Below are 23,274 nucleotides of genomic sequence, written 5' to 3' on the forward strand. Positions count from 1 at the left end.
ACCTTTGAACTTTCCCGTGTGACTGCGGTCACCGCCCGGGGGACACCCCGGCGGTGTCCGGGGCGGGGGTGTCCCCCGCCCCGGTCTCCCCTCAGCCCGTCCAGACGATGGATTGCATCTCGCTGTAGGCGTGCAGCGCGTACGAGCCCACGTCCCGCCCCACCCCCGACCGCTTGAAGCCGCCGAACGGCGCCTCCATGTTGCGCCCGATGGTGTTCACACCGACCCCGCCGGCCCGCAGCCGCCGCGCCACCCGGAAGGCGCGCGCCGCGTCCCCGGACCACACGTAGCTCAGCAGACCGAAGTCGCTGTCGTTGGCCAGCGCCACCGCCTCGTCCTCATCCCCGTCGAAGGGGACCACCACCACGACCGGGCCGAAGATCTCCTCCCGGACCACGCGCATGTCGTTGGTGCAGTCGACGAGGAGGGTGGGGGCCACGTAGAAGCCCTTCCCCTCCGTACCGACCACCGGGCGCTCCCCGCCGAAGGCGATCCGCGCGCCCTCCTTCTTCCCCAGCTCGATGTACGACTCCACGCGGTCCCGGTGCGCCGCCGAGATCACCGGGCCGACCACCGTGCCCCGCTCCCGGGGGTCGCCGACCTTCATGAAGGCCAGGTAGCCCGTCAGCTTCTCCACCAGCTGCTCGTACACCGAGCGGTGCGCGATCACCCGGGTCGGAGCCGTGCAGATCTGCCCGGAGTAGAAGGAGAAGGTGGTGCCGATCCCCATCACCGCCGCGTCCAGGTCCGCGTCCGCGAGGACGATCGCCGCGCCCTTGCCGCCGAGCTCCATCAGCTGCCGCTTCATCGTCCGGCCGCAGACCTCGGCGATGCGCTGCCCGACGCCCGTGGAGCCGGTGAAGGACACCATGTCCACGTCCGGGGAGTCCACGGCCGCCTCGCCGACCTCCACCGAGGTGCCGGACACCACGTTCACCACGCCCGCCGGGACGCCGGCCTCGTGCAGGGCCTCGGCCATCCTGAACACCGACAGCGGGTCCTGCGGGGCCGGCTTGACGACCACCGTGTTGCCCATGGCCAGCGCCGGGGCCACCTTGCCCGCCGGGTTCGCCCACGGGTTGTTGTACGAGGTGATGCAGGTGACGACCCCGACCGGCTGGCGGATCTCCAGCGCGCCCAGCACGCTCGCCGCGCCCATCGGGCCCGCGTCGGTGACCTGCGGCGGCAGCCCGCGCTCGACCGGCTCCAGCGCGCCCTTCGCGTACCGCCGGAAGCGGGCCACCCCGACGCCGACCTGCATGCCGCGGGCGATCCCGGTCGGGGCGCCCGTCTCGGCCTGGGCCAGGGCCGCCCACGGCTCGTACTCACGCTGGATGATGTCGGCGGCCCGGTCCAGGATCGCGGCCCGCTCCTCCGGCTTCGTCCGCGACCAGCTCTCGAAGGCGGCGGCCGCGGCGCGCGCCGCGTCCTCGACCTGGCCGCGCGTGGCCTCGGGGGCCAGGCCGACCACGGACTCGTCGGCCGGGTCGATCACCTCGTAGTGCCCGCCGGCCGGCTCCACCCACTCGCCGCCGATGTAGAGCTTCTGCGCCTCGTCGGATGCGCTCACCTGGTGCTCACCGTCCTCGTGTCCCGGCCCGACCGGAGCACGATCCCGGGGATCGCCCCCGTGATCTCGTCGTCGCGGATGGTCTCCACGCCGTTGACGCGTACGGACACGATGCCGATCGCCCGCGCGTCCAGCCGCGGGCTGTCCCCCGGCAGGTCGTGCACGAGCGTCGCCGGCCCGGCCTCGATCCGCTCCGGGTCGAAGAGCACCAGGTCCGCGTGGAACCCCTCGGTGATCCGGCCCCGCTCGCGCAGCCCGAACAACTGGGCCGGGTCGTCCGTGAGCATCCGTACCGCCTGCTCCAGCGGCACCAGCTTGCGGCCGCGCAGGCAGTCCCCGAGGAAGCGGGTCGTGTACGGGGCCCCGCACATGCGGTCCAGGTGCGCGCCCGCGTCGGAGCCGCCGAGCATGACGTCCTCGTGCTGCCAGGTCTCGGCGCGCAGCTCCCAGCTGGCGGGGTCGTTGTCGGTGGGCATGGGCCAGAGCACCGTGCGCAGGTCGTCGTTGGCGCAGATCTCCACCAGGCAGTGGAAGGCGTCCTGGCCGCGCTCGGCCGCGATGTCGTTGACCACGCGGCCCGACAGGCCCTCGTTCGCCTCGCTGTAGGTGTCGCCGATGACGTAGCGCCCGAAGTTGGCGAGGCGCCTAAAGACCCCGGCCTCCTTGCTGTCGGCGCGGCGCAGCATCTCGGCCCGCACGTCGGCCTCGCGCAGCTTCGCGATCCGCTCCGGGACGGGCAGCCCGAGGATGTCGCCCCAGCCGGGGATGAGGTTGAGCGCGCAGAACGTGCCCAGCGACATGTTCATGGGGGTCAGGATCGGCATGGTCAGCGCGACGATCCGGCCGCCGGCCTTACGGGCGCGCTCGCTCGGGACGAGCTGGCGCGGCACGCGTTCGGGGACGGAGGCGTCGATGGTGAGCACGTTCCAGTTCAGGGGCCGGCCGGCGGCCGCGCTCATCTCGACGAAGAGGTCGATCTCCTCGTCGGCGAACTGGTCGAGGCAGCCCGCGACGATGGCTTCGAGCTGGGTGCCCTCGTGCTCGGAGACCGCCTTGGAGAGCGCGAGGAGCTCGGCGGGCTTGGCGTGCCGGGAGGCCACGGGGGCGCCGGAGCCGTCGGAGTGGGTGGAGGACTGGGTGGTCGACAGGCCCCAGGCCCCGGCGTTCATGGCGTCGTGGAAGAGGTCGAGCATCTGCTGCATCTGCTCTTCGCTCGGCTGGCCGCCGACGGCGTCCTCGCCCATCACGTGCCGGCGCAGCGCGCAGTGGCCGACCATGAACCCGGCGTTGACGGCGATGCGGCCGTCGAGCGCGTCGAGGTACTCGCCGAAGGTGGACCAGGTCCAGTCGACGCCTTCCTCCAGCGCCTTGAGGGCCATGCCCTCGACCTTGCTCATCATGCGGCGGGTGTAGTCGGCGTCCTCGGGGCGGGCCGGATTGAGGGGGGCCAGGGTGAACCCGCAGTTGCCGCCCGCGACGGTGGTCACGCCGTGGTTCATGGAGGGGGTCGCGTACGGGTCCCAGAACAGCTGGGCGTCGTAGTGCGTGTGGGGGTCGATGAACCCGGGGGTGAGGACGAGGCCGGTGGCGTCCTCGCTGGTCCGGGCCGCCTCGGTAATGGTCCCGGGTGCTCCGATGGCGACGATCCGGCCGTCGCGCAGGCCGACGTCGGCGATGCGGGCGGGTGCGCCGGTGCCGTCCACGACGGTGGCGCCCTTGATCAGGTGGTCGAGCATGACGTCCCTTCTGCCGGTGTGTGCGTTGCGCGCCGTGTCCTGGGGCTCCGCCCCAGAACCCGCGCCTCAAACGCCGGCGGGGCTGGATTTGGCCGGCGTCAGCCCTCCGCGCACCTTGCGGGGCAACGCGGTGCGCTGCGCGCACATGGAAGCCGGCTTCGGCCAAATCCAGCCCCGCCGGCGTTTGAGGCGCCGCCGGAGGCGATTCCAGCCCCTCCGGCGTTTGAGGAGCGGGGGTCCGGGGGCTGGTCCCCGGCAGCGGCGCCGCAGGAGACCGCCCAGGGCCCCGGTCGGGGGTCTTCGGCCGGCCGCGGCCTCCGTACGACCCCCGGCCGGGGCCGGTTGCGGGGCGGCGGTCCGGGAAGGCGCCGCCCCAGTTCCTGAGAAGCCGCAGCCTCAGGAGCCCGAAGCCTCGCGGAAGCGAGTGGTGCGGTGCACCGGGTCCGTGTCGATGTGAGGGATCACGTGCTCACCGATGAGCTTGATGGTGGTCATCGTGTCCTCGTACGAGACACCGGTCGGCAGGCCGAAGGAGAGCTGGTCGGCGCCGGCCTCCTCCCAGCGCTTGCACTGGGCGCGGACCTCGGATGGGTCGCCGCAGATGAGCAGCTCTTCCTCGATCAGGAGCTCGACGATCTCCGCGTTGTACTCGGGGAGGATCTCGGGCCACTCGGGGATGATCTCGGGCCGCGGGAAGGTGTCGTGGTAGCGGAAGACCAGCGACTGGAAGCGGTTCATGTTGGCGTTGACGGCGATCTCGACGGCCTTGTCGTGGGTCTCGGCGCAGATCGCGGTCGAGGTGACCATGACGTTGTCGTTGACGAAGGCGCCGATGGCCTTCGCCTCCTGGATCGCGGTCTTGTACTGGTCCAGCACCCAGGCCATGTCGGAGACCTTCTGGACGCTGAAGCCGAGGACGCCCAGGCCCTTCTTGGCCGCCATGGCGTACGAGGCCGGGGAGCCGGCGGCGTACCACATGGCCGGGTGGGCCTTGCCGTACGGCTTGGGGAAGATCTTCCGCGGCGGGAGCGACCAGTGCTTGCCCTGGAACCCCTCGTACTCCTCCTGGAGGAACATCTTGGGGAACTCGGCGATGGTCTCTTCCCAGATCTCCTTGGTGCCGTTCATGTCCTCGATGCCGGGAAGGAAGCCGAGGATCTCGTGGCTGCCGGCGCCGCGGCCGGTGCCGAACTCGAAGCGCCCCTTGGAGAGGTGGTCGAGCATGGCGACCTTCTCGGCCACCTTGACCGGGTGGTTGACCGGGGCGAGGGGGTTGAAGATGCCGGAGCCGAGGTGGATGCGCTCGGTGGCGTGAGCGAGGTACCCGAGGAACACCTCGTTCGCCGAAAGGTGCGAGTACTCCTCCAGGAAGTGGTGCTCCGAAGCCCAGGCGTACTTGAAGTTGGACTTGTCCGCCTGAATGACGTACTCGGTCTCCTCGATCAGCGCCTTGTGCTCTGCCTCGGGGTCGACCTTGGACCGCGCCTCAGGCACGTATCCCTGCACAAAGAGCCCGAATTCCAAGGGGATTCACCGTCCTTCTGTTTCTGACGTTGCGTCAGATTCGATGTCACGACTGTTCCATCGCGGGGGCGGGAGCGTCAATACCTGACGCTCCATCAGATACGGTCGAAGTGAGCTAGAGGATGCTGACGCCGGCCATCCAGCCGCCGTCGATCACGAACGGCTGACCGGTGATGTACGAGGAGTCCTCGCTGGTCAGGAACAGCGCCAGCTTCGCGATCTCCTCCGGCTGCCCCACCCGGCCCATCGGCACGACGCGCTGGTAGAGCTCCGCCATGGCGTCGCGCGCCTCCTGGGGCAGGTCCGCCGGATTCGTGTTCCCGGGGGTGGCCATCGCGGTGTCCACGGCCCCCGGACACATCGCGTTGACCCGGATGTTCTTCGCCGCCAGCTCCAGCGCGGCCACCCGGGTCAGGCCCAGGATCGCCGCCTTGGTGGCCGCGTACGCGCCCACGTACGCCATGCCCGTCAGACCCGTGTACGAGGAGGTGTTGACGATGGTGCCGCCGCCGGCCGCCTCGATCTCGGGGGCCACCGACTTGATGCCGAGGAAGGCGCCGACCTGGTTGACCTGGACCACCTGCTGGAACTCCTCCAGCGGGGTCGAGGTCAGCTCGTTGAAGCGCAGGATCCCCGCGTTGTTGACCAGGCCGTTGACGGGGCCGAAGGCCTCCTTCGCCGCGGCTATCGCGCCCGCCCAGTCCTCCTCCCGGCTCACGTCCATCCGCACGTACCGGGCCCGGTCCTCGCCGATCTCCTTGGCGACCGCCGCGCCCTGCTCGTCCAGCACGTCGGCGAGGAGCACCTTGGCGCCCTCGGCGGCGAAGAGACGGGCCTCCTGCTCGCCCTGGCCGCGCGCCGCACCGGTGATGATGACGACGCGCCCGTCCAGCTTGCCCATACCCGTAGCTCCTAGTCGTTGAGGAGGGGTCCCACTTCGGACCCGAAAGCGGTGATCTGGTCGATGAGTTCGGCCCGGTCGCGGTTGCGGAAGCGCACCTGGATCTGGTCGATGCCGAGGGCCTTGTACTCGCGCAGCGACTCGGCGAGCGCCTCCGCCTTGCCGGTCAGGGTCCGGCGGCCGGTGTCCCAGCCGGGCTCGCCGATGTAGAGCGCCTCGGTGATCGCGCCGAACTCGATGGGGTCGGTGACCCCGGCCTGCTCGCGGAGCTCCTTGATGCGGGCGATCTGCGCCGGGAGCTTGTCCCGCGGGTCCCCCTGCGGGAGCCAGCCGTCGCCGCGCTGGGCCGCCCTGCGCACGGCGGCGGGCGAGGAGCCGCCGACCCAGACCGGAATGCGGGCCTGGACGGGGCGGGGCAACTGGCCGAGGTCCTTGAAGGAGAACAGCTCGCCCTCGAACTCCGGGTACTCCTCGGGCCCGAGGGCAGCGCGCAGGGCGTCGAGGGTCTCGTCGAGGACGGCCCCGCGGCGCGCGAAGTCCACACCGAGGACCTCGAACTCCTCCTGTACGTGCCCGGCCCCGACGCCGAGGATCAGCCGCCCGCCGGAGAGGTGGTCGACGGTGGCGTACTGCTTGGCGCTGAGCAGCGGGTGGCGCAGGCCGAGGATCGCGACGTGGCTGAGCAGCCGCACGTTCTCGGTGATCCCGGCCAGGAAGGAGAGCGTGGCCACCGGGTCGTACCAGATGGTGCTCATGGGGCCGGCCATGCGGCGCGGGATCGCGACGTGGTCGCAGGTGGCGACGTACCCGAATCCGGCCCGGTCGGCCGCCCGCGCGACCGCCGCGAGATCGGCCGCCCCGGCGGTCGCCTCCCAGGGCTCGGCGTAGATGGTGCTCTGCGACTGGATCGGGAGCTGCATCCCGTAGACCAGACGTCCCTCCGGAAACACGCGCGCCATGGGCCGTACCCGCCTCGTCCTCGTCTGCCGATTCGTCATACCGGTGCCGGGGCCATCGTCGTAGCTGACGGGTCGTCAGGCAAGGGGTGGGGCGCGCATGACGGCCCGACGAAGGGTTGGATGGACCCGCGTCCGGCAGACCCTGGCCCCACCCTCACCCCCGAAGGGCTGTGCGAATCGCGGGCGGGCGCTAGGGTGCCGCGCGTGGATCTCTTTTTGACGCTGGTCAGCGGGGTGGCTTGGACCGTCGTGTACGTCGAGGCGATCCGGGTGGGGCTGCGGGACCGGACGTACGCGATGCCCGTCGCCGCGCTCGCGCTGAACTTCGCGTGGGAAACCACCTACGCCTTCTACGAGTTCCACAACTCCGGAGTCACCGCCCAGGGCGTGGTCGACGTGGTGTGGGCCGTCGCGGACCTCGTCATCGTGTACACATACCTGCGCTACGGGCGGGCCGAGCTGCCCGGCTTCGTGACCCGGCCGGTGTTCGCCGTCTGGAGCCTGCTCGTCTTCGCGAGCGCCTTCGCCGTGCAGTGGCTCTTCGTCGCCCACTTCGGCACCCACGAGGCGAGCCGCTACTCGGCGTTCCTGCAGAACCTGCTGATGTCCGGACTCTTCATCGCCCTCTACGCGGGCCGGCGCGGCCGACGCGGACAGTCCCTGGTCATGGCCGTCGCCAAATGGCTCGGCACGCTCGCGCCGACCTTCCTCTTCGGGGTCCTCGAGGACGCGCCGTTCATCCTCGGGCTGGGCCTGCTGTGCGCCGTCTTCGACCTCGCGTACATCGCCCTGCTGGCCCGGGACCCGGCTGGGCGATCGGGCGGTCCTGTGGGCTCCGGCGCCGTCAGAAGCCCTGCGGGCCCATCACGATGACCGGCTTCGCCGCCGGGTCGAGGGTCTCCAGCACCTTCTTCATCGCCTCCTTCGGGATGCCTACGCAGCCCTGCGAAGGGCCGTCGTGGTCCACGTGGAGCCAGATGTTGCCGCCCTTCTCCTCGCCCTCCGGCTTCGCCGGATCGAGCGGGGTCACCCCCGTACGGCGGTTGAAGTCGACGGCGACGACATAGTCGAAGGAACCCCGCAGGGACTCGCCGTTCACCCCGCGGCCCGTCGCCACGAAGGCCTCGTCCTGGTCGTACGGGAACTTCGTGCCCGGCGGCTTCGGCAGCAGCCCGCCCGCGTCGGTCAGCGCGAACACCCCCTGGGGGGAGGTCAGGTCCCCGTACGTGCGCTCCGTGGACCAGCCCTTGGCCCCGTTGCGCGCGGGCCAGCTCGCGCTCTTCGCCCAGTCGGCCCCGGCCGCCGGACGCGTGTACAGGGCCGCGGTGGACTCCGAGGAGTCCTTGGCCCTGCCCGTGACCAGGATGAGCTGGCGGGCGTCGGCGGGGATCTTCGCCCGGGTCTGCTCGCTGATCCCGGTCAGGCCCTGGAGGGGGTCGCGCTCGGCTCCGCGCGCCGCGCGGTCGGTGCCCGGCGGGCGGGCGTCGGCCGCGTTGGTGCGGGCGGCGGCGTTGGCCGGGGGCTCCTGGGCGATGTACACCCAGCCCGCGCCGAAACCGAGCAGCCCGAGCGCGGCCACCGCCGCCAGGGGGCGCGGGGAGCGGGACGCACGGGCGGCGCCGGAGGCGCGGGAGCCCCGGGGGGCGCGGCGCGTGCCGGTGGGACGCGACCGTCCGGCGGTGCGGGGCGGGCGGTCCTGGCGGTCCTGGCTGGACGGACGGTCCTGGGTGTCCAGGCGGTCCTCGCCGTCCTGTCGGGGCGAATGGGAGCGGGCTCGGGCGTGCTTGCTCATTGTCCCGACCGTACACAGCCGATCTTCACTTTGATCGGCTGGTCAGCCTCCCGGGCGTTTCCCCGACCCGGAACACCTCGGGAAAACGGACCCGGACCGTCAGCCCGCCGCCCGGCCCCGGATTGGCCTCGGCCAGCAGCTCCGCGCCGTGCGCCCGCGCGATCGACGCGACGATCGACAGGCCCAACCCGGCGCCCTCGCCCGCCGTGTGGAGCCGTTCGGCCCGCCGCCGGAACGGCTCCAGCAGCCGCGGCACGTCCTGCGGCTCTATCACCGGGCCGGTGTTGGACACCGTCAGCACCCGGTCGGCGGAGGTCGCCACGAACAGGCTGCCGCCCGCTCGGTTGTGACGTACTGCATTGGCGAGCAGGTTCCGCACCAGGTGGCCCAGCAGGGTCCGGTCGCCGGTGACGGTCACCGGCGCGAGCTCCCGTACCAGGGTCAGCGCGGGGGCCGGGTCCGGGTCCGGGCTGGGGTCTTCCGCCCCGGCCGTGGACGTGTCGACCGCGGACGCCTCCGCCGCCGCCAGCTCCGCCAGGTCCACCGGTTCCGCCGTCTCCAGGCCCTCCTCGGAGACGGCGAGCAGCAGCAGGGACTCGATGAGGTGCTCGCTGGACTCCGCGACGCCGATGAGCTTGTCGCGGATCCGGGCCACCTTCTCCGGCGGCGGGTCCCCGGCCAGCCCGATCTCGGCGGCGGCCCGCTGGACGGCGAGCGGGGTGCGCAGCTCGTGGGCGGCGTTGGCGGCGAACCGGCGCTGCGCCCCGACCAGGCCCTCCATCCGGTCGAGCATCCCGTCGAAGGTGTCGGCGAGTCGCTTGAGTTCGCCGGGCGGGGCCTCGAGGCCGATCCGCTCGTGGAGGTTGGCTCCGGAGAGGCGGCGGGCGGTCTCGGTGATCACGCCTACGGGGCGCAGGACGCGGCCCGCCATCCACCAGGCCAGCCACATGGACAGGACGGCGAAGACGGCGAGGGCGATCAGGGAGACGGTGAGCAGTTCGTGGTAGGTGGCCTGTTGGACGGCGGAGGAGAGCTGCTTGGTGGCCTTCCACTGGGCGATCTGCTCGGGAGTCGCGCCGCCGGCCTCGGTGGGGAGCCGCTGGGCGGGGACGGCCATCTTCTCGCCCTCGACGGGCACGGTGTCGCTGGGGCCGAAGACGGTGGTCGTGACGGCGCCGCTGATGCGGGGGTCGAGGCCACTGCGGAGGAGGACGTTGACGAGGGCGATGAGGCCGCCGCCGGCGAGGAGGAGCAGCGAGCCGTAGAGGACGGTGAGACGGGCGCGCTCGGAATGGAGCACTGCTCTCATCGCGGACCACCGCTCCAGCCACTCCGGTCGCCCCGCCCGATCCGGTATCCGGCGCCCGGAACCGTCTCGATCAGCGAAGGCTCCCCCAGCTTGGCGCGCAGCTTGCTCAGGGTCACCCGTACCGCATTGGTGCTGTACGAGGTGTCCTCCTCCCACACCTGCTCGATCAGGTCGTCGCTGCTGAGCACCGCACCCTCCGCCCGCAGCAGCGACTCCAGCACCGCGAACTCCTTGCGCGAGAGCGCGAGCCGCCGCCCGTCCCGGGTCGCGCTGCGCCGCGCGGTGTCCACGGCCACCCCGGCCCCCTCCAGGACGGGCGGCAGGGCCGGCTGGGCGCGCCGTCCCAGCGCCAGGACACGGGCGAGGAGCTCGTCGTAGGCGAAGGGCTTGGTGAGGTAGTCGTCGGCGCCGAGGCCGAGGCCCTCCACCCGTTCCCGTACGGACCCGGACGCCGTCAGCATCAGGACGCGGGTCAGGAGCCGCTCGCGCACCACCTGGCGGCAGACCTCGTCCCCGTGCAGGCCGGGCAGATCGCGGTCGAGGACGAGGACGTCGTAGGCCCCCAGGCGCAGGCGCTGCAAGGCCTCCAGGCCGTCGCTCGCCTCGTCGACGGCCAGCGCGTCGCGGCGCAGCCCCTCGGCGATCATCTCCCGCAGGAACTCCTCGTCCTCCACCACCAGAACTCGCATGCCGTCCTCTTTACCGGAGAGGGACATTTCCTCGTCATAAGCACGGGGGCTTAGAGAAGCGAAATCCGCTTCTCGCGCAGGCTCTGGCGCATGAAGCGATCCACGACCATGACCACGGCCGCGCTCCTCACCGGCCTGACCCTCTTCGTCACCGCGTGCACGGGCGGCGCGGGCGGCTCCGAGAAGAAGAAGGACGGCTCCTCCTCCGCGAGCTCGGGCGGCAGCGGCAGCGGCTCCGGCGCGGATGCCGACAACGCCCTCAAGATGCGCAAGTGCCTGCGCGACAACGGCGTCGACGCCCCCGACCCGAAGGCCGGCGAGGACCCGCGCGGGATGACGGTGGGCGCCGACGCGGACCAGGAGGTGCTGAAGAAGGCGATGGAGAAGTGCGGGATGCAGGCCCCCGGCAGCGGGAGCGGCCCCACACAGGCGGAGAAGGACAAGGCCCTGCACCGGGCCAAGTGCATGCGCGACAACGGCTTCGACATGCCCGACCCGGAGTTCAACGGGAACGCCATGACCGGAACCTCCATACCCGAGGGCGCCGACCCGCAGAAGTTCATGGACCAGCTGAACAAGTGCAGCGCCGACCAGTGAGCAAGCGCACCAAATGGCTCCTGGGCTCGCTGGCCGTCGTGCTCGCCGTCTCCGGCGGCGGGTACGCGGTGGTCGCGCAGGCCGGTACGGACGGCAAGGACGGGCAGCGGCAGCGGTCCGACGGCCTCCCCGCCGGGAGCGCGCCGGTGACGCGCGGCGACCTGAGCTCGAGCGTCAAGGTGGACGGAACGCTCGGCTTCGCCAAGGAGCACAAGATCAACGCGGTGGGTGCGGGCGGTGCGGGAGCGGGAGCCAGCGCGGGAGGCTCCGCCGTCCTGACCTGGGTGGCCCCCGCCGGCTCCGCCGTCGAGCGCGACGGCAAGCTCTACGAGGTCAACGGCAAGCCCGTGCGCCTGATGTACGGCACCACGCCCGTGTACCGGTCCCTGAAGACCGGGGACAAGGGCGAGGACGTCAAGCAGCTCAAGCAGAACCTCCAGGCCCTCGGCTTCGGCACCGGCCTGGACGCCTCGGACGGCACCTTCACCGCCGGCACGGCCACCGCCGTCAAGCGCTGGCAGAAGTCCCACAAGGCGAAGGAGACGGGCGAGGTCGGCAAGGACGACATCGCCTTCGCCTCCGGGCCGCAGCGGGTCCAGAAGAACGACATGGCCGTCGGGGACGAGGCGGCCGCCGGCAAGCCCGTCCTCACCCTGACCGGCACCGAGCGGGTGGTCCGGCTGCAACTGGACGTGGCCAAGGCGGGCACGGTCAAGGTGGGCGACCCGGTCACCGTGAGCCTGCCCGGCGGGGGAACCGCCAACGGCAAGATCGGCTCGATCGGCTCCACCGCCAACGGCGACGACCCGTCCTCGGGCGGCGGGGGCGGGGGCGGCGGCGGGGACAAGAAGCCGAAGATCGACGTCGAGGTGGCCCTCGACAACGCCGCCGAGGCCAAGGGCCCCGACCGGGCCCCGGTCTCCGTGAACCTGACGGGCGAGGTCCGCAAGGCCGTGCTCTCGGTACCGGTCAACTCGCTACTCGCCCTTGCCGGTGGCGGTTTCGGGGTCCAGGTCGTCGAGAACGGCAAGGTGCGCGAGGTCAAGGTCGAGCTCGGCATGTTCGGCAAGGGCCGGGTGGAGGTGAAGGGGGACGCCCTCAAGGAAGGCATGCTCGTAGGAGTCCCCTCGTCATGAACAAGCACGCCCAAGCGGTCGTCGAACTGACCGGCGTCACCAAGGAGTACCCCGGCGGGGTCGCGGCCCTGCGCGGGGTGGACCTCACCGTCCTGAACGGCGAACTCCTCGCCATCGTAGGGCCGTCGGGCTCGGGGAAATCCACCCTCCTCCACATCGTCGGAACCCTGGACCGCCCGACCGCCGGCCGCGTGGCCATCGCCGGGTACGACATCGCGTGCCTCTCCGACCGTTCCCTGTCGGCCCTGCGCTCCCGCCACGTCGGCTTCGTCTTCCAGTCCTTCCACCTCGTACCGGGCATCAGCGCCCGAGCCAACGTCGCCGAGGGCCTGCTCTACTCCGGCCTCTCCCGCGCCGAGCGCGGCCGCCGGGCGGAGCGGGCGCTGGAACGGGTCGGTCTCGGCGACCGCATGGACCACCGGCCGCACGAGCTGTCCGGAGGGCAGAAGCAGCGCGTGGCGATCGCCCGCGCGGTCGCGGGCGAACCGGACCTGCTGCTCGCCGACGAGCCGACGGGCGCGCTGGACACGGCGTCCGGCGAGTCGGTGATGGAACTGCTGCACGAGCTCAACCAGGACGGGGCCACCATCGCCGTGATCACCCACGACAACGAGATCGCGTCGAGCCTGCCCCGCCAGGTCCGCATCCGCGACGGCGAGATCGTCGCGGACGTGTGGAACGCGAGCGCGAGCGCGACGGGGGTGACGGCGTAATGGGTGCCCGTACGAAGCCCCGCGCGGCCGGCGCATCCCGCGCGGCCCGCTCCGAGAAGCGCGCCGAAAAGCGCGCCGATATGCGCTCCGCGAAGCTCTCTCCGCCCCGCCTGGGCCCCCGCGACGTCTTCCACGTGGGCTCGGCGGGACTGCGCTCCCGCCCCATGCGCGTCTTCCTGTCCGCGCTGGGCATCGCGATCGGCATCGCGACGATGATCGCGGTGGTCGGCATCTCCTCGTCCAGCCAGGCCAAGCTGCTCCAGGAGCTGGACAAGCTCGGCACGAACATGATGGTCGCGACACCCGGCAACTCCATGTTCTCCGGACAGGACACCCGGCTGCCCAAGGAAGCCCCGGGCATGATCGGCCGGATCGACGGAGTCGAATCGGTCGGCACCACGGGAGACGTGAAGGAGTCGGTGCGCCGCAGCGAACACATCCCGAAGGAGGAAACCGGCGGCATCGCCCTCAAGGCGGCCAAGGACGACCTCCTGGAGACGCTCCGCGCCCGCCTGCGCAGCGGCAGCTGGCTCAACGACGCGACGGGCCGCTACCCGTCCGTGGTCCTCGGGCACGTCTCCGCCGAACGCCTCGGCATCACGGAGCCGGGCGGGCAGGTCTTCATCGGCGGCCAGTACTTCACGGTCATCGGCATCCTCGAACCCGTCCCCCTCGCACCGGAGATCGAGCGCTCGGCGCTGATCGGGTGGGAAGCCGCGCAGAACCTCCTGGGTTTCGACGGGCACCCCACGTCCGTCTACGAGCGCTCGGCCGACGACCGCGTGCAGGCGGTCCGCAACCTCATCGCCCAGACGGCCAACCCCCAGACCCCGAGCGCGGTCTCGGTGACGGACCCGTCGGCGGCGCTGCAGGCCAAGGCGGCCACCGAGGGCGCCTTCAGCACCCTCCTGCTCGGCCTGGGCGGCATCGCGCTGCTGGTGGGCGGGGTCGGAGTGGCCAACACGATGATCATCTCGGTCCTGGAACGCCGCCACGAGATCGGCCTGCGCCGCTCCCTCGGCGCGACCAAGGGCCAGATCCGCATCCAGTTCGTCACGGAGTCCCTGCTCCTGTCCGGCCTCGGCGGCCTGGCCGGAATCGTGCTCGGCGGCGCGGCCACGGCGATCTACGCCCAGGCCGGCGACCTCCCCTGGGTGGTCCCCCTCTGGGCCGTCACAGGAGGCTTCGCCGCCACCCTGGCCATCGGCACGGTGGCGGGCCTCTACCCGGCGGTCCGCGCGGCAGGCCTGTCGCCGACGCTGGCGCTACAGGCTGGGTAGGGGGCGGGGCGGGGACGTGCGTGAATCGATCACGGGCGGAGGGTACGGCTCCGCTCCTCCGCCCCATACCGGCCCGGGAGTGATGTGTCAGGTGGTGCGCGCGAGGGCCTGACCCGTGGTGCTGGTCAGGCCCCGCGCACCGGCCTTACCCGAGGCCGCCGGTGGTGATCAGCGCCACTGCTGGCTGGCGCCCGCGTGGCAGTCCCACTGGCGCACCGGGGCGCCCGCGTCCGTGCGCCAGTCGGCGGTCTCCAGGCACTTGCCGCTGGCGATGTTGCGCCAGGTGTTGTCCCTCGTCCAGGCCGAGGTGTATGTCTGGTAGTTCCAGCTCTGGTTGTCGCCGCCGTTGCATCCCCAGGTGACGACCTTGGCGCCGTTGGTGTTCGAGAAGCCGGGCACCTCGATGCACAGACCCGTGGCGAGATTGCGCAGGTTGGGCTTGCCGTTGTAGCTGCTGAGGTAGAACTTCTGGTTGGCCCCGTCGTTGCAGGGCCACTGGACGAGCTGGGTGCCCCACACGCCGCTTCCGCCGGGAACGTCCAGGCACATGCCGCTGTTGGCGTTCCGCAGGGTGAAGGGCACATCGGTCCACTGGTCCTCGGCGCTCGCCGATGCCACCGGGACGGTCAGGGTGATGACGGCGGTCGCCGCCGCGACCGCGAGTGCCTTGAGCTGGTTCTGTGACTTTCGAGCCATGTGCATGGTTCATTCCCCCGATTGAGCATCCCGCTGTACGACGGGATGCGGTGCTGTGGGCACGGACACCCTCGGCCTCGCGGCCAGGACGGTGTGGTGTGTGTGCGTCGTGGGCCCGGGCCTGTCGGTGGAACGTGACCACCTGAAGTCGCCCAGTGCTGACACGAGTTGCTGCCCACGCCTGAGCGAAAAGTTGTTGATCTCAGACATGTGGATCTTCCCTCGGGCGGCGCGTCCGGAGCAAGCGGCTCCGGCCCAGGGAGTGTCACGGTTCGTCGACAGTCGCCGGGAGGGGGAGGGACGGGGTTACGGGCTTGTGGGTGACGGGTGGGTGCGAGGGGCGGCTGTGGCGCCCAGGCCACCTAAGCCACCCCGAGCCCACCCCCGCAGCCCCCGCGCGCACGTCGAACCACTGCCGCCTCCGCAGGCCCCGTCGTACGCTGGTCTGATGCGAACTCCACGGCAGGCCGCAAGAATTGTCGTCGTCAATCCCGCCGGTTCGGTGTTTCTGTTCCGGGAGAACAACGTAGAGGTCGGCATCCACTGGCTGCCGCCGGGCGGGGGGATCGACCCCGGGGAGACTCCCGAGGAGTGCGTGCGGCGGGAGTTGCGGGAAGAGACCGGGTGGACCGACCTGGAACCGCAGCGGCTGCTGTGCACCTGGGAGCACGACTTCACGTACCAGGGCGTTCCCGTACGGCAGCACGAGCACATCTACGTCACCACCGGGCCGCTGCGCGACCCCGTCCCGGAGTACCCCGAGGCCCACTGGCGCTGGCTCTCCCGGCGGAACCTCGCCACGCTGGGAGAACCGCTGTGGCCCCCGCGGCTCGCGGAGCTGCTCGAGGAAGCACCCGCCGAGCCGGTGCACTTGGGGCTGCTCGCCTGAGCGGCAGCCCTACGGGCCGGGACCCTACGGGACCACCCGCTCAGCGGGGCATCGCCCGGGACAGCTCCCGGGCGGCCGCGCGCAGCCTGTCCTCGCACTGGGACCCGTAGGGGCCGGGGAGCGGGACCTGGACGTCCCGGCTCCCCTCCGGCGCGTCGGACGGGACCGGCCGGCGCACCTGGGCGCCCGACCGCTCGGCGAGGACCAGCACGGTGGCCACGAAGCCCTCCGACAGGGCGCGGATGACCGCGTGGCCGGTGTGGCCGTGGCGGGCGAGGAGGGCTTCGGTGAAGGGGCCGAGGGCGGCAGGGTCGATCCGGCACTCGTCGTTCTCCAGCGGGCCGATGCCCGAGGGGAGGCCGAGTTCGGCTTCGAAGAGGGCCAGTTGGCGGTGGAAGAGGCGGGCGGCGCCGTTCGAGGGGTTCCAGAGCGACTCGTCGCCCACGGAGTAGATCTGGCTCATCGCGCGGCGGCTCCGCCGGGCGTGGCCGCCGTACCGGTCGCACCCGCCGTACCCGTCGCCCGCGCGTACAGCTTGGCCGCGTAGTCGTTCAGGATGGTGCTCGTCGAGACGTCGTCCGTGTCGCCGCCCGTCAGGATGCCGATGATCTTCCCGTCGCCGGCGATCCACGCGCTCCCGCTCGTACCGCCCGGGAAGTCCGCGCAGTCGAAGCGCTGTTCCGTCGGGGTGTCGCGGATGGCGCGGGACGTGCAGGTGCGAGCGACCTTGCGGTCCGCCGGGTAGCCCGTCACCGTGACCTCCTCGCCGGAGCGGCCCGTGGTGTCGAGGGCGGCGGCGCCGGTGACGTCCTCGATGTTGCGGCCCGAGGCGTCGGGGGCGAGGCGGGCGAAGGCGAGGTCGAAGTCGTCGTTCGTGTCCTCGGCCCACTGTGTGTCCTCGAAGACCTCCTCGATCTTCCAGGTGCCGTAGGGGGCCTTCCCGTCCGCGTACGCGGGTGCGAAGATCGCACCGCCTCCGGCGACCTTGCCCGCGAGCAGACAGTGCCCCGCGGTGACGATCAGATTCCGCCCGGGGCTGTGCACGACGGTCGCCGTGCAGAAGTGATCTCCTGTCACATCGCCCTCGAACAGGGCCCCGGCGAAGGACACGGGGTCGCCCGGCTTGGGGGCGGAAGCGGTCGGGCGCGGACTGGCGCCACCAGACAGCTGAGGCCGTTTCGACGATTGCGATTGCGACGGGCGGGCGGTGGAGGACGTGGTCGGGGGCGCCGCTTTCGCGTGCACGGGGGCCTTGCCGTCCGCCGCGGGCACCACCTTCGTCATCACCGCGGACGCACCCAGCGCCGCTATACCGCACAACACCGCGGTCACCACGGTCCGCTTGTCCACCACAGACACCCCTCCCCACTTTGCTGTGGCGAAGCATGCCTTGCACACGGCGGCCACCGCAAGGCACATCCCGGCCGACCCGGCGGCCGCCAGGCCCTCCGACGCGGATGAAGCGACAGCCCCGGCGGCCACATAGTGCTGTGGCCGCCGGGGCTGACGCATGTGCCGGCTACGCGCCCGGCCAGAGTCCCTCGGGGGTCAGGCCCAGCAGGTCGATCGCGTTGCCGCGCACGATGCGGTCCACCACGTCCGGGGCCAGGTGGCCCATCTGGGACTCGCCGACCTCGCGGGACTTGGGCCACGTGGAGTCCGAGTGGGGGTAGTCGGTCTCGTAGAGGACGTTGGCCACGCCGATCGAGTCCAGGTTCTTCAGGCCGAAGGCGTCGTCGAAGAAGCAGCCGAAGACGTGTTCCGCGAAGAGCTCCGACGGCGGGCGGAGCACCTTGTCGGCGACGCCGCCCCAGCCGCGATTCTCCTCCCAGACCACGTTGGCGCGCTCCAGGATGTACGGGATCCAGCCGATCTGGCCCTCCGCGTACATGATCTTGAGGTTCGGGAAGCGCTCGAACTTGCCGCTCATCAGCCAGTCCACCATCGAGAAGCAGCAGTTGGCGAAGGTGATGGTGGAGCCGACGGCCGGCGGGGCGTCGGCCGAGGTGGACGGCATGCGCGAGGAGGAGCCGATGTGCATGGCGATGACCGTGCCGGTCTCGTTGCACGCCTCCAGGAAGGGGTCCCACTCGTCCGTGTGGATGGACGGGAGGCCCAGGTGGGGCGGGATCTCGGAGAAGGCGACGGCCCGTACGCCGCGGGCCGCGTTGCGGCGGACCTCGGCGGCGGCGAGCCGGGCGTCCCAGAGCGGGATCAGGGTGAGCGGGATGAGGCGGCCGTTCGCCTCGGGGCCGCACCACTCCTCCACCATCCAGTCGTTGTACGCGCGCACGCCGAGCAGCCCGAGCTCGCGGTCCTTGGCCTCGGTGAAGGTCTGGCCGCAGAAGCGCGGGAAGGTCGGGAAGCACAGGGCCGACTGGACGTGGTTGACGTCCATGTCGGCGAGACGGTCGGGAACCGAGAAGGAGCCCGGGCGCATCTGCTCGTACGTGATGACTTCGAGCTTGATCTCGTCGCGGTCGTAGCCGACGGCCGTGTCGAGGCGGGTGAGGGGTCGGTGCAGGTCCTCGTACACCCACCAGTCGCCTATGGGGCCGTCGTCGCCCTTGGCGCCCATGACGGGTGCGAACTTGCCTCCGAGGAAGGTCATTTCCTTCAAGGGGGCGCGGACGACGCGGGGGCCGACGTCGTGGTACTTGGACGGGAGCCGGTCCCGCCAGACGTTGGGGGGCTCAACCGTGTGGTCGTCCACCGAGATGATCTTCGGGAAGGTCTCCATGCCCACACGGTAGCGCCAATCTGACGAACCGTCAGCTAGTTGGACGCGGCCGATGCACCGCCGGGTTCCGGATCCGACCGGACTGGGTCCGCTTCGGACTGACGTGTACGCGCAACACAGGGCAGACTGACCATTACACCTACGGAAGGCAGGGGGGACGCCAGATGGACGGCATACCGGCCATCCCGCAGCAGCGGAACCGCCCCGGGGCCGCAACCGCAGCCGCGGGAACGGGAGTCGAGGCCGGAACCGGAACCGAGCCGGGAACCGAGGCCGGATCCGTGACCGAGGCCGGCACCGCGATCGGGGCCGGATCCGTGACCGAGGCCGAAGCTGCCGCCGAGACGCAGGCCGGAGCGGATGCCGCCACCACGGAATCCGAAACCACCGGCGGCAACCGCTTCGCCGTGCTCGGTCCCATCCGCGCCTGGCGCGGACCCGAGGTGCTGCCCAACGGCACCCCGCAGCAGCGGGCGCTGCTCGCCGTGCTGCTGCTGCGCGACGGGCGGACCGCCACCGCGCCCGAACTGATCGACGCCATCTGGGGCGAGGACCCGCCGCAGCAGGCGCTCGCCACCATCCGTACGTACGCCTCCCGCCTGCGCAAGATCCTCGACCCCGGGCTCCTCGTCAGCGACGCCGGCGGCTACGCGGTCCGCCTGCCCCACCCCGAGGCCCTGGACCTCGGCATCGCCCGCGCCCTGGCCGCCGACGCCGAGGCCGCGCGCAGCGAGAAGGGGGACCGCGCGCTCGCCCGTACGCTGCTGGCCCGCGCGCTGAAACTGTGGGACGGGGAACCGCTGGCCGGCGTACCCGGGCCGCACGCCGAGACCGAGCGCACCCGGCTCGACGAGTGGCGCCTCCAGCTGCTGGAGACCCGCCTCGACCTCGACCTGGAGCTCGGCCACCACGCCGAGGCCGTCTCCGAGCTGACCGCCCTCACCGCGGCGCACCCGCTGCGCGAGCGGCTGCGCGAACTGCTGATGCTCGCCCTCTACCGCAGCGGACGCCAGGCCGAGGCCCTCGCCGTCTACGCCGACACCCGCCGGCTCCTCGCCGACGAGCTCGGCGTCGACCCGTGCCCCGAACTCGCCGCCCTCCAGCAGCGCATCCTGCGCGCCGACGCCGAACTCGCCCTCGCCGAGGACCCGGCTCCGGCGGCCGCACCCGTACACGTAAGGCCCGCTCAATTGCCCGCCACCGTCGCCGACTTCACCGGCCGCGCCAGCTTCGTCCAGGAGCTCGGCGAGATCCTCTCCGGCGTCGACGGCCAGGTCATGGCCGTCTCCGCGCTCGCGGGCATCGGCGGCGTCGGCAAGACCACCCTCGCCGTGCACGTCGCGCACGCCGCGCGCCCGCACTTCCCCGACGGGCAGCTCTACGTCGACCTCCAGGGCACCGAGGCCCGCCCCGCCGAGCCCGAGGCCGTCCTCGGCTCCTTCCTGCGGGCGCTCGGCACCCCCGACGCCTCGATCCCCGACTCCCCCGCCGAACGGGCCGCGCTCTACCGCTCCACCCTCGACGGCCGCCGCGTCCTGGTCCTCCTCGACAACGCCCGCGACGCCGCCCAGGTCCGCCCGCTGCTGCCCGGCACCGCCGGCTGCGCCGCCCTCGTCACCAGCCGGGTCCGCATGGCCGGCCTGGCCGGCGCCCATCTCGTCGACCTCGACGTGATGAGCCCCGAGGAAGCCCTGCAGCTGTTCACCCGGATCGTGGGGGCCGAGCGGGTCGGCGCCGAACGCCAGGCCGCCTTCGACGTGGTCGGCGCCTGCGGCTTCCTGCCGCTGGCCATCCGCATCGCCGCATCCCGCCTCGCCGCCCGCCGCACCTGGACCGTCTCCGTCCTCGCCGCCAAGCTCGCCGACGAGCGCCGCCGCCTCGACGAGCTCCAGGCCGGCGACCTCGCCGTCAAGGCCACCTTCGAGCTCGGCTACGGGCAGCTGGAGCCCGCGCAGCAGCGCGCCTTCCGCCTCCTGGGCCTCGCCGACGGGCCGGACATCTCCCTCGCGGCGGCCGCCGCCGTCCTGGGCCTGCCCGAGCACGCGACCGAGGACCTCCTCGAAGCCCTCGTCGACTGCTCCCTCCTCGAATCGGCCGCGCCCGGCCGCTACCGCTTCCACGACCTCGTACGCCTCTACGCGCGTGCGTGCGCCGAACGCGACGAGCAGCCCCCGAGCGAGCGCGAGGCCGCCCTGGACCGGCTGCTCGACTTCTACCTCGCCACCGCCGGCGGGGTGTACGGCCTGGAGCGTCCCGGCGACCGGCTCGTCGCCCACCTGTCCGCCACCCGCTACCCCGGGCTGGTCTTCACCGAGCCGCACGCCGCGCAGGACTGGCTGTACGCCGAAGCCGACCCGCTGCTCGCCTGCGTCCGGCAGGCCGCCGTACGCACCACCGGCCGGGCGGACGTGCTGCGCCGGGCCGTGGACCTGCTGTGGGCCGCCAAGGACCTCGCCGAGTCGGGTGCCAACTCCAAGCAGTACGAGTGGGCCGCGAGCGCCCTGTGCGAGGCCGCGCAGGCCGCGAAGGACCCGCACGCGGAGGGCCGCGCCCGGACCACCCTCACCAACACCCACCTGGTCGCGGGCCGGTTCGCCGAGGCCGACGACGAGGCCCGCCAGGCCACGCTGCTCGCCCGCGCCGCCGGGGACCCGCTGCCCAGCTGCTGGGCGCCCAACGACCGCGGGATCATCGCCCTCTACGAGGGCCGTTACAAGGACGGCGAGCGCTACCTGCTGGAGGCCATCGCCAACTTCCGGGCCGACGCCAACTACGTGGGCGAGGCCAGCGCCCTGTGCAACCTCTCCCGCATCCACGTGGAGCTGGGCCGGCTCACCAGCGCCATCGACCTGGCCCAGCAGGGCATCGCCATCTACGACCGGATGGGTCTCACCCTGCGCCTGGCCAACGGCCGCTACGCGCTGGGCATCGCCCTCACCCAGGCGGGCCTGACCACCGAGGCGCTCGTCCAGCTGACGGCCGCGCTGGCACTGTTCCACGACAACCGCCAGCCGCTGTGGGAGGGCATCACCCACTTCAGGCTCGCGGAGGTCCACCTGTCGGCCGGCCGGGCCACGCTGGCGGCCGCGCACGCCGAACAGGCCGTCGCGCTGCGCGTGATGGGCGGCGAGTGGCGGCGGGCGTGCGTCCTGATGGTCCTGGGGCGGGCGCTGCGGCGGCTGGGCCAGCGGGACCGGGCGCGGGTGTGCTGGCGGGACGCGGAGGTGGTGTTCGTACAGCTGGGCTCGTCCGAACTGGCCGAGGTGCGGGCCCTGCTGGCGGCCGAGATCGCGGCCTGAGCCCAGGCCGGGGGGCCGCTGAATGAGGCGTTCATCGTTCGTTTATCGCCCCGGGCCAAAGTAAGTGCATCGACTCGTCACGTCGGGGGGCAAGCGGGTCGGCTGGACCGCCCGTTCGGCGGTCCGCGGGGGAATCGCCGAACGGGTCCAATCCACCTTCAGGAGTGCGTGATGACGACGAACGAGAACGTCCTGCCGAACGACGGCGACCTGCAGCCGATGGACAACCACGCCACCGGCATCGAAATGAAGCCGCTGGACAACCACGCCACGGGCGAACCGCTCACGGCGGCACCGGACGCGGCGGCCTCTGCGCCGGTCTCCGCGGCGGACGAGCAGATCGTGACGCTCGACAACCACGCCACGGGCACGCTGCCTTAACGGCGGCACAAGACCAACGGGGGACCCACGGGGGTACGGGGGTACGGGGGACCCGATGGGGGGGTACGGGGGACGGCGGCCGCGGTGGCCAGGAGGGGGACCACCGCGGCCGCCGCATACCCATGTCTTGATCGGCCCGGCCAGCCCAGCCCGGCCCGGCCCGGTCAGCCCAGCCGGAGCAGCCGCTCCACGCCCCGGGCGGCCTCCAGCAGCGCCGGCGAGAACCGCTCCAGCTCCTCCCGCGAGGTCAGGAACGTGGCGGCGGTCAGGCTGACCCCGCCCACCGGCACCCCGCGGCGGTCGAAGACCGCCACGCCGAGGCAGCGTACGGAGAGCTCGCTCTCCTCGTCGTCGACGGCGTAGCCGCGTGCCCGTACGGCCGCCAGCTCCTCCGCGAGGCGCTCCCGCCCGGTGAGCGTGTGCCGGGTCAGCGCGGGCATGCCGGTCGCCCGCACGATCCCCTCGACCTCCTGCGGCGGGAGGTGGGCGAGGACGGCCTTGCCGATGGCGGTGGCGTGCAGCGGGATCCGCATGCCGACGCGCGAGGAGGTCCGCACGGGCCGGCCGCTCTCCACCTTGCGGATGTACGTGAGCGCGTTGTCGCTGCGCAGCGCCAGGTGGACGGCCTGGCCGGTGCACTTCTGGAGGAACTCCAGGAGTTCGACGATGCCCTCGGGCCGGTCGGCGGAGATCTGTGAGGCGAGGGTGCGCAGGCGCAGGCCGATGCCGTAGTTGCCGTCCCCGTCGGTGACGGCGTAGCCCTGCTCGACGAGGGAGGCCAGGATCCGGTAGGTGCTGGACTTGGGCACTCCGGCGGCCGCGGCCAGTTCGGCGAGCCGGTGGGGCCCGCCGAAGGCTGTCAGCGCCTCCGTGATCCGCAGGGTCTTCTCCAGGGCGCTTCCGGCCGTAGAGCTCCTGCCCACGCGCTGGACCGGCACCTCGTTCCCTATGGCTCTCGTCACGGAATCCCCACGAATAGGCAAAGTATCTCACCGCACCCTACGTCACGCGATGCCCGTTTTGCCCGGGGTCGAAGGTCCCGAAATGCCCGCCCCGACTCCTC

General features: G+C 72.0%; 20 protein-coding genes and 1 pseudogene. 8 read left to right on the forward strand and 13 right to left on the reverse strand.

What is annotated here, in order from left to right:
- Positions 1-91: 91 nt before the first annotated feature.
- From OHU74_RS15220 to OHU74_RS15240, 5 genes and pseudogenes are all read right to left on the reverse strand, one after another.
- Complete coding sequence (locus OHU74_RS15220) at positions 92-1,570, reverse strand: aldehyde dehydrogenase family protein (RefSeq protein WP_371616404.1); 1,479 nt, start codon at positions 1,568-1,570, stop codon at positions 92-94.
- A pseudogene (locus OHU74_RS15225) lies at positions 1,567-3,336 on the reverse strand (amidohydrolase family protein); the annotation flags it as partial. The gene OHU74_RS15220 and the pseudogene OHU74_RS15225, both read right to left, overlap by 4 nt.
- Before the next feature lie 366 nt (positions 3,337-3,702).
- Positions 3,703-4,830 (reverse strand): LLM class flavin-dependent oxidoreductase, encoded by a 1,128-nt coding sequence (locus OHU74_RS15230; protein WP_371616405.1) that lies wholly within the window; start codon positions 4,828-4,830, stop codon positions 3,703-3,705.
- A 115-nt stretch (positions 4,831-4,945) separates the two neighbouring features.
- Entirely contained in the window at positions 4,946-5,731 is a 786-nt protein-coding gene (locus OHU74_RS15235; RefSeq protein WP_330296972.1) for a glucose 1-dehydrogenase, read from the reverse strand.
- 11 nt (positions 5,732-5,742) lie between these two features.
- Positions 5,743-6,690 carry an LLM class F420-dependent oxidoreductase gene (locus OHU74_RS15240; RefSeq protein WP_371616406.1) on the reverse strand — a complete coding sequence of 316 codons (948 nt, stop codon included), beginning with the start codon at positions 6,688-6,690 and terminating at the stop codon, positions 5,743-5,745.
- Between the two features lie 204 nt (positions 6,691-6,894).
- Here OHU74_RS15240 and OHU74_RS15245 point away from each other — a divergent pair, with 204 nt between their 5' ends.
- Entirely contained in the window at positions 6,895-7,563 is a 669-nt protein-coding gene (locus tag OHU74_RS15245; protein WP_371616407.1) for a hypothetical protein, read from the forward strand.
- Here the strand turns inward: OHU74_RS15245 and OHU74_RS15250 are convergent.
- Genes OHU74_RS15250 through OHU74_RS15260 form a run of 3 tightly spaced genes read right to left on the reverse strand, consistent with a single transcriptional unit; the run spans position 7,535 to position 10,480 of the window.
- Positions 7,535-8,482, reverse strand: coding sequence for a hypothetical protein (locus tag OHU74_RS15250; protein WP_371616408.1), 948 nt, complete (start codon positions 8,480-8,482; stop codon positions 7,535-7,537). The genes OHU74_RS15245 and OHU74_RS15250 overlap by 29 nt on opposite strands.
- 25 nt (positions 8,483-8,507) lie before the next feature.
- Entirely contained in the window at positions 8,508-9,791 is a 1,284-nt protein-coding gene (locus OHU74_RS15255; protein ID WP_371616409.1) for a sensor histidine kinase, read from the reverse strand.
- Entirely contained in the window at positions 9,788-10,480 is a 693-nt protein-coding gene (locus OHU74_RS15260; RefSeq protein ID WP_371616410.1) for a response regulator transcription factor, read from the reverse strand. The genes OHU74_RS15255 and OHU74_RS15260 overlap by 4 nt, the downstream gene beginning before the upstream one ends.
- 90 nt (positions 10,481-10,570) lie before the next feature.
- Between OHU74_RS15260 and OHU74_RS15265 the strand changes: the two genes are divergently transcribed.
- The 4 genes from OHU74_RS15265 (at position 10,571) to OHU74_RS15280 (ending at position 14,206) form a co-directional block, all read left to right on the forward strand.
- Positions 10,571-11,077 (forward strand): hypothetical protein, encoded by a 507-nt coding sequence (locus OHU74_RS15265; RefSeq protein WP_371616411.1) that lies wholly within the window; start codon positions 10,571-10,573, stop codon positions 11,075-11,077.
- The gene (locus OHU74_RS15270) at positions 11,074-12,213 is read left to right on the forward strand and encodes a peptidoglycan-binding protein (protein ID WP_371616412.1); all 1,140 of its coding nucleotides are present in this window, start codon (positions 11,074-11,076) and stop codon (positions 12,211-12,213) included. Before OHU74_RS15265 ends, OHU74_RS15270 begins: the two co-directional genes overlap by 4 nt.
- Entirely contained in the window at positions 12,210-12,926 is a 717-nt protein-coding gene (locus OHU74_RS15275) for an ABC transporter ATP-binding protein (RefSeq protein WP_371616413.1), read from the forward strand. Before OHU74_RS15270 ends, OHU74_RS15275 begins: the two co-directional genes overlap by 4 nt.
- A gap of 80 nt (positions 12,927-13,006) precedes the next feature.
- The gene (locus tag OHU74_RS15280) at positions 13,007-14,206 is read left to right on the forward strand and encodes an ABC transporter permease (protein WP_371619694.1); all 1,200 of its coding nucleotides are present in this window, start codon (positions 13,007-13,009) and stop codon (positions 14,204-14,206) included.
- Positions 14,207-14,374: 168 nt separating this feature from the next.
- Here OHU74_RS15280 and OHU74_RS15285 read toward each other — a convergent pair whose 3' ends face one another.
- On the reverse strand, positions 14,375-14,902 hold the full coding sequence (locus tag OHU74_RS15285) for an RICIN domain-containing protein (protein ID WP_371616414.1): 528 nt from the start codon (positions 14,900-14,902) through the stop codon (positions 14,375-14,377).
- 448 nt (positions 14,903-15,350) lie between these two features.
- Here OHU74_RS15285 and OHU74_RS15290 point away from each other — a divergent pair, with 448 nt between their 5' ends.
- Positions 15,351-15,791 carry an NUDIX domain-containing protein gene (locus tag OHU74_RS15290; protein WP_330296983.1) on the forward strand — a complete coding sequence of 147 codons (441 nt, stop codon included), beginning with the start codon at positions 15,351-15,353 and terminating at the stop codon, positions 15,789-15,791.
- Positions 15,792-15,831: 40 nt separating this feature from the next.
- Here the strand turns inward: OHU74_RS15290 and OHU74_RS15295 are convergent, their stop codons facing one another.
- The 3 genes from OHU74_RS15295 to OHU74_RS15305 form a co-directional block, all read right to left on the reverse strand.
- Positions 15,832-16,254, reverse strand: coding sequence for a DUF6086 family protein (locus tag OHU74_RS15295; RefSeq protein ID WP_371616415.1), 423 nt, complete (start codon positions 16,252-16,254; stop codon positions 15,832-15,834).
- Positions 16,251-16,901 carry a serine protease gene (locus OHU74_RS15300; RefSeq protein WP_371616416.1) on the reverse strand — a complete coding sequence of 217 codons (651 nt, stop codon included), beginning with the start codon at positions 16,899-16,901 and terminating at the stop codon, positions 16,251-16,253. The genes OHU74_RS15295 and OHU74_RS15300 overlap by 4 nt, the downstream gene beginning before the upstream one ends.
- Positions 16,902-17,310: 409 nt before the next feature.
- Positions 17,311-18,531 carry an amidohydrolase family protein gene (locus tag OHU74_RS15305; protein WP_371616417.1) on the reverse strand — a complete coding sequence of 407 codons (1,221 nt, stop codon included), beginning with the start codon at positions 18,529-18,531 and terminating at the stop codon, positions 17,311-17,313.
- 164 nt (positions 18,532-18,695) lie between these two features.
- On the opposite strand from OHU74_RS15305, the gene OHU74_RS15310 reads away from it, so the two are divergent.
- Positions 18,696-21,830, forward strand: coding sequence for a BTAD domain-containing putative transcriptional regulator (locus tag OHU74_RS15310; protein ID WP_371616418.1), 3,135 nt, complete (start codon positions 18,696-18,698; stop codon positions 21,828-21,830).
- 171 nt (positions 21,831-22,001) lie between these two features.
- Positions 22,002-22,211, forward strand: coding sequence for a hypothetical protein (locus tag OHU74_RS15315; protein ID WP_371616419.1), 210 nt, complete (start codon positions 22,002-22,004; stop codon positions 22,209-22,211).
- Between the two features lie 164 nt (positions 22,212-22,375).
- On the opposite strand, the gene OHU74_RS15320 is transcribed toward OHU74_RS15315, so the two are convergent.
- Positions 22,376-23,173, reverse strand: coding sequence for an IclR family transcriptional regulator (locus OHU74_RS15320; protein WP_371616420.1), 798 nt, complete (start codon positions 23,171-23,173; stop codon positions 22,376-22,378).
- Between the last annotated feature and the right edge of the window lie 101 nt (positions 23,174-23,274).

The sequence above is a fragment of the Streptomyces sp. NBC_00454 genome (genome assembly GCF_041434015.1).
Lineage (GTDB): Bacteria > Actinomycetota > Actinomycetes > Streptomycetales > Streptomycetaceae > Streptomyces.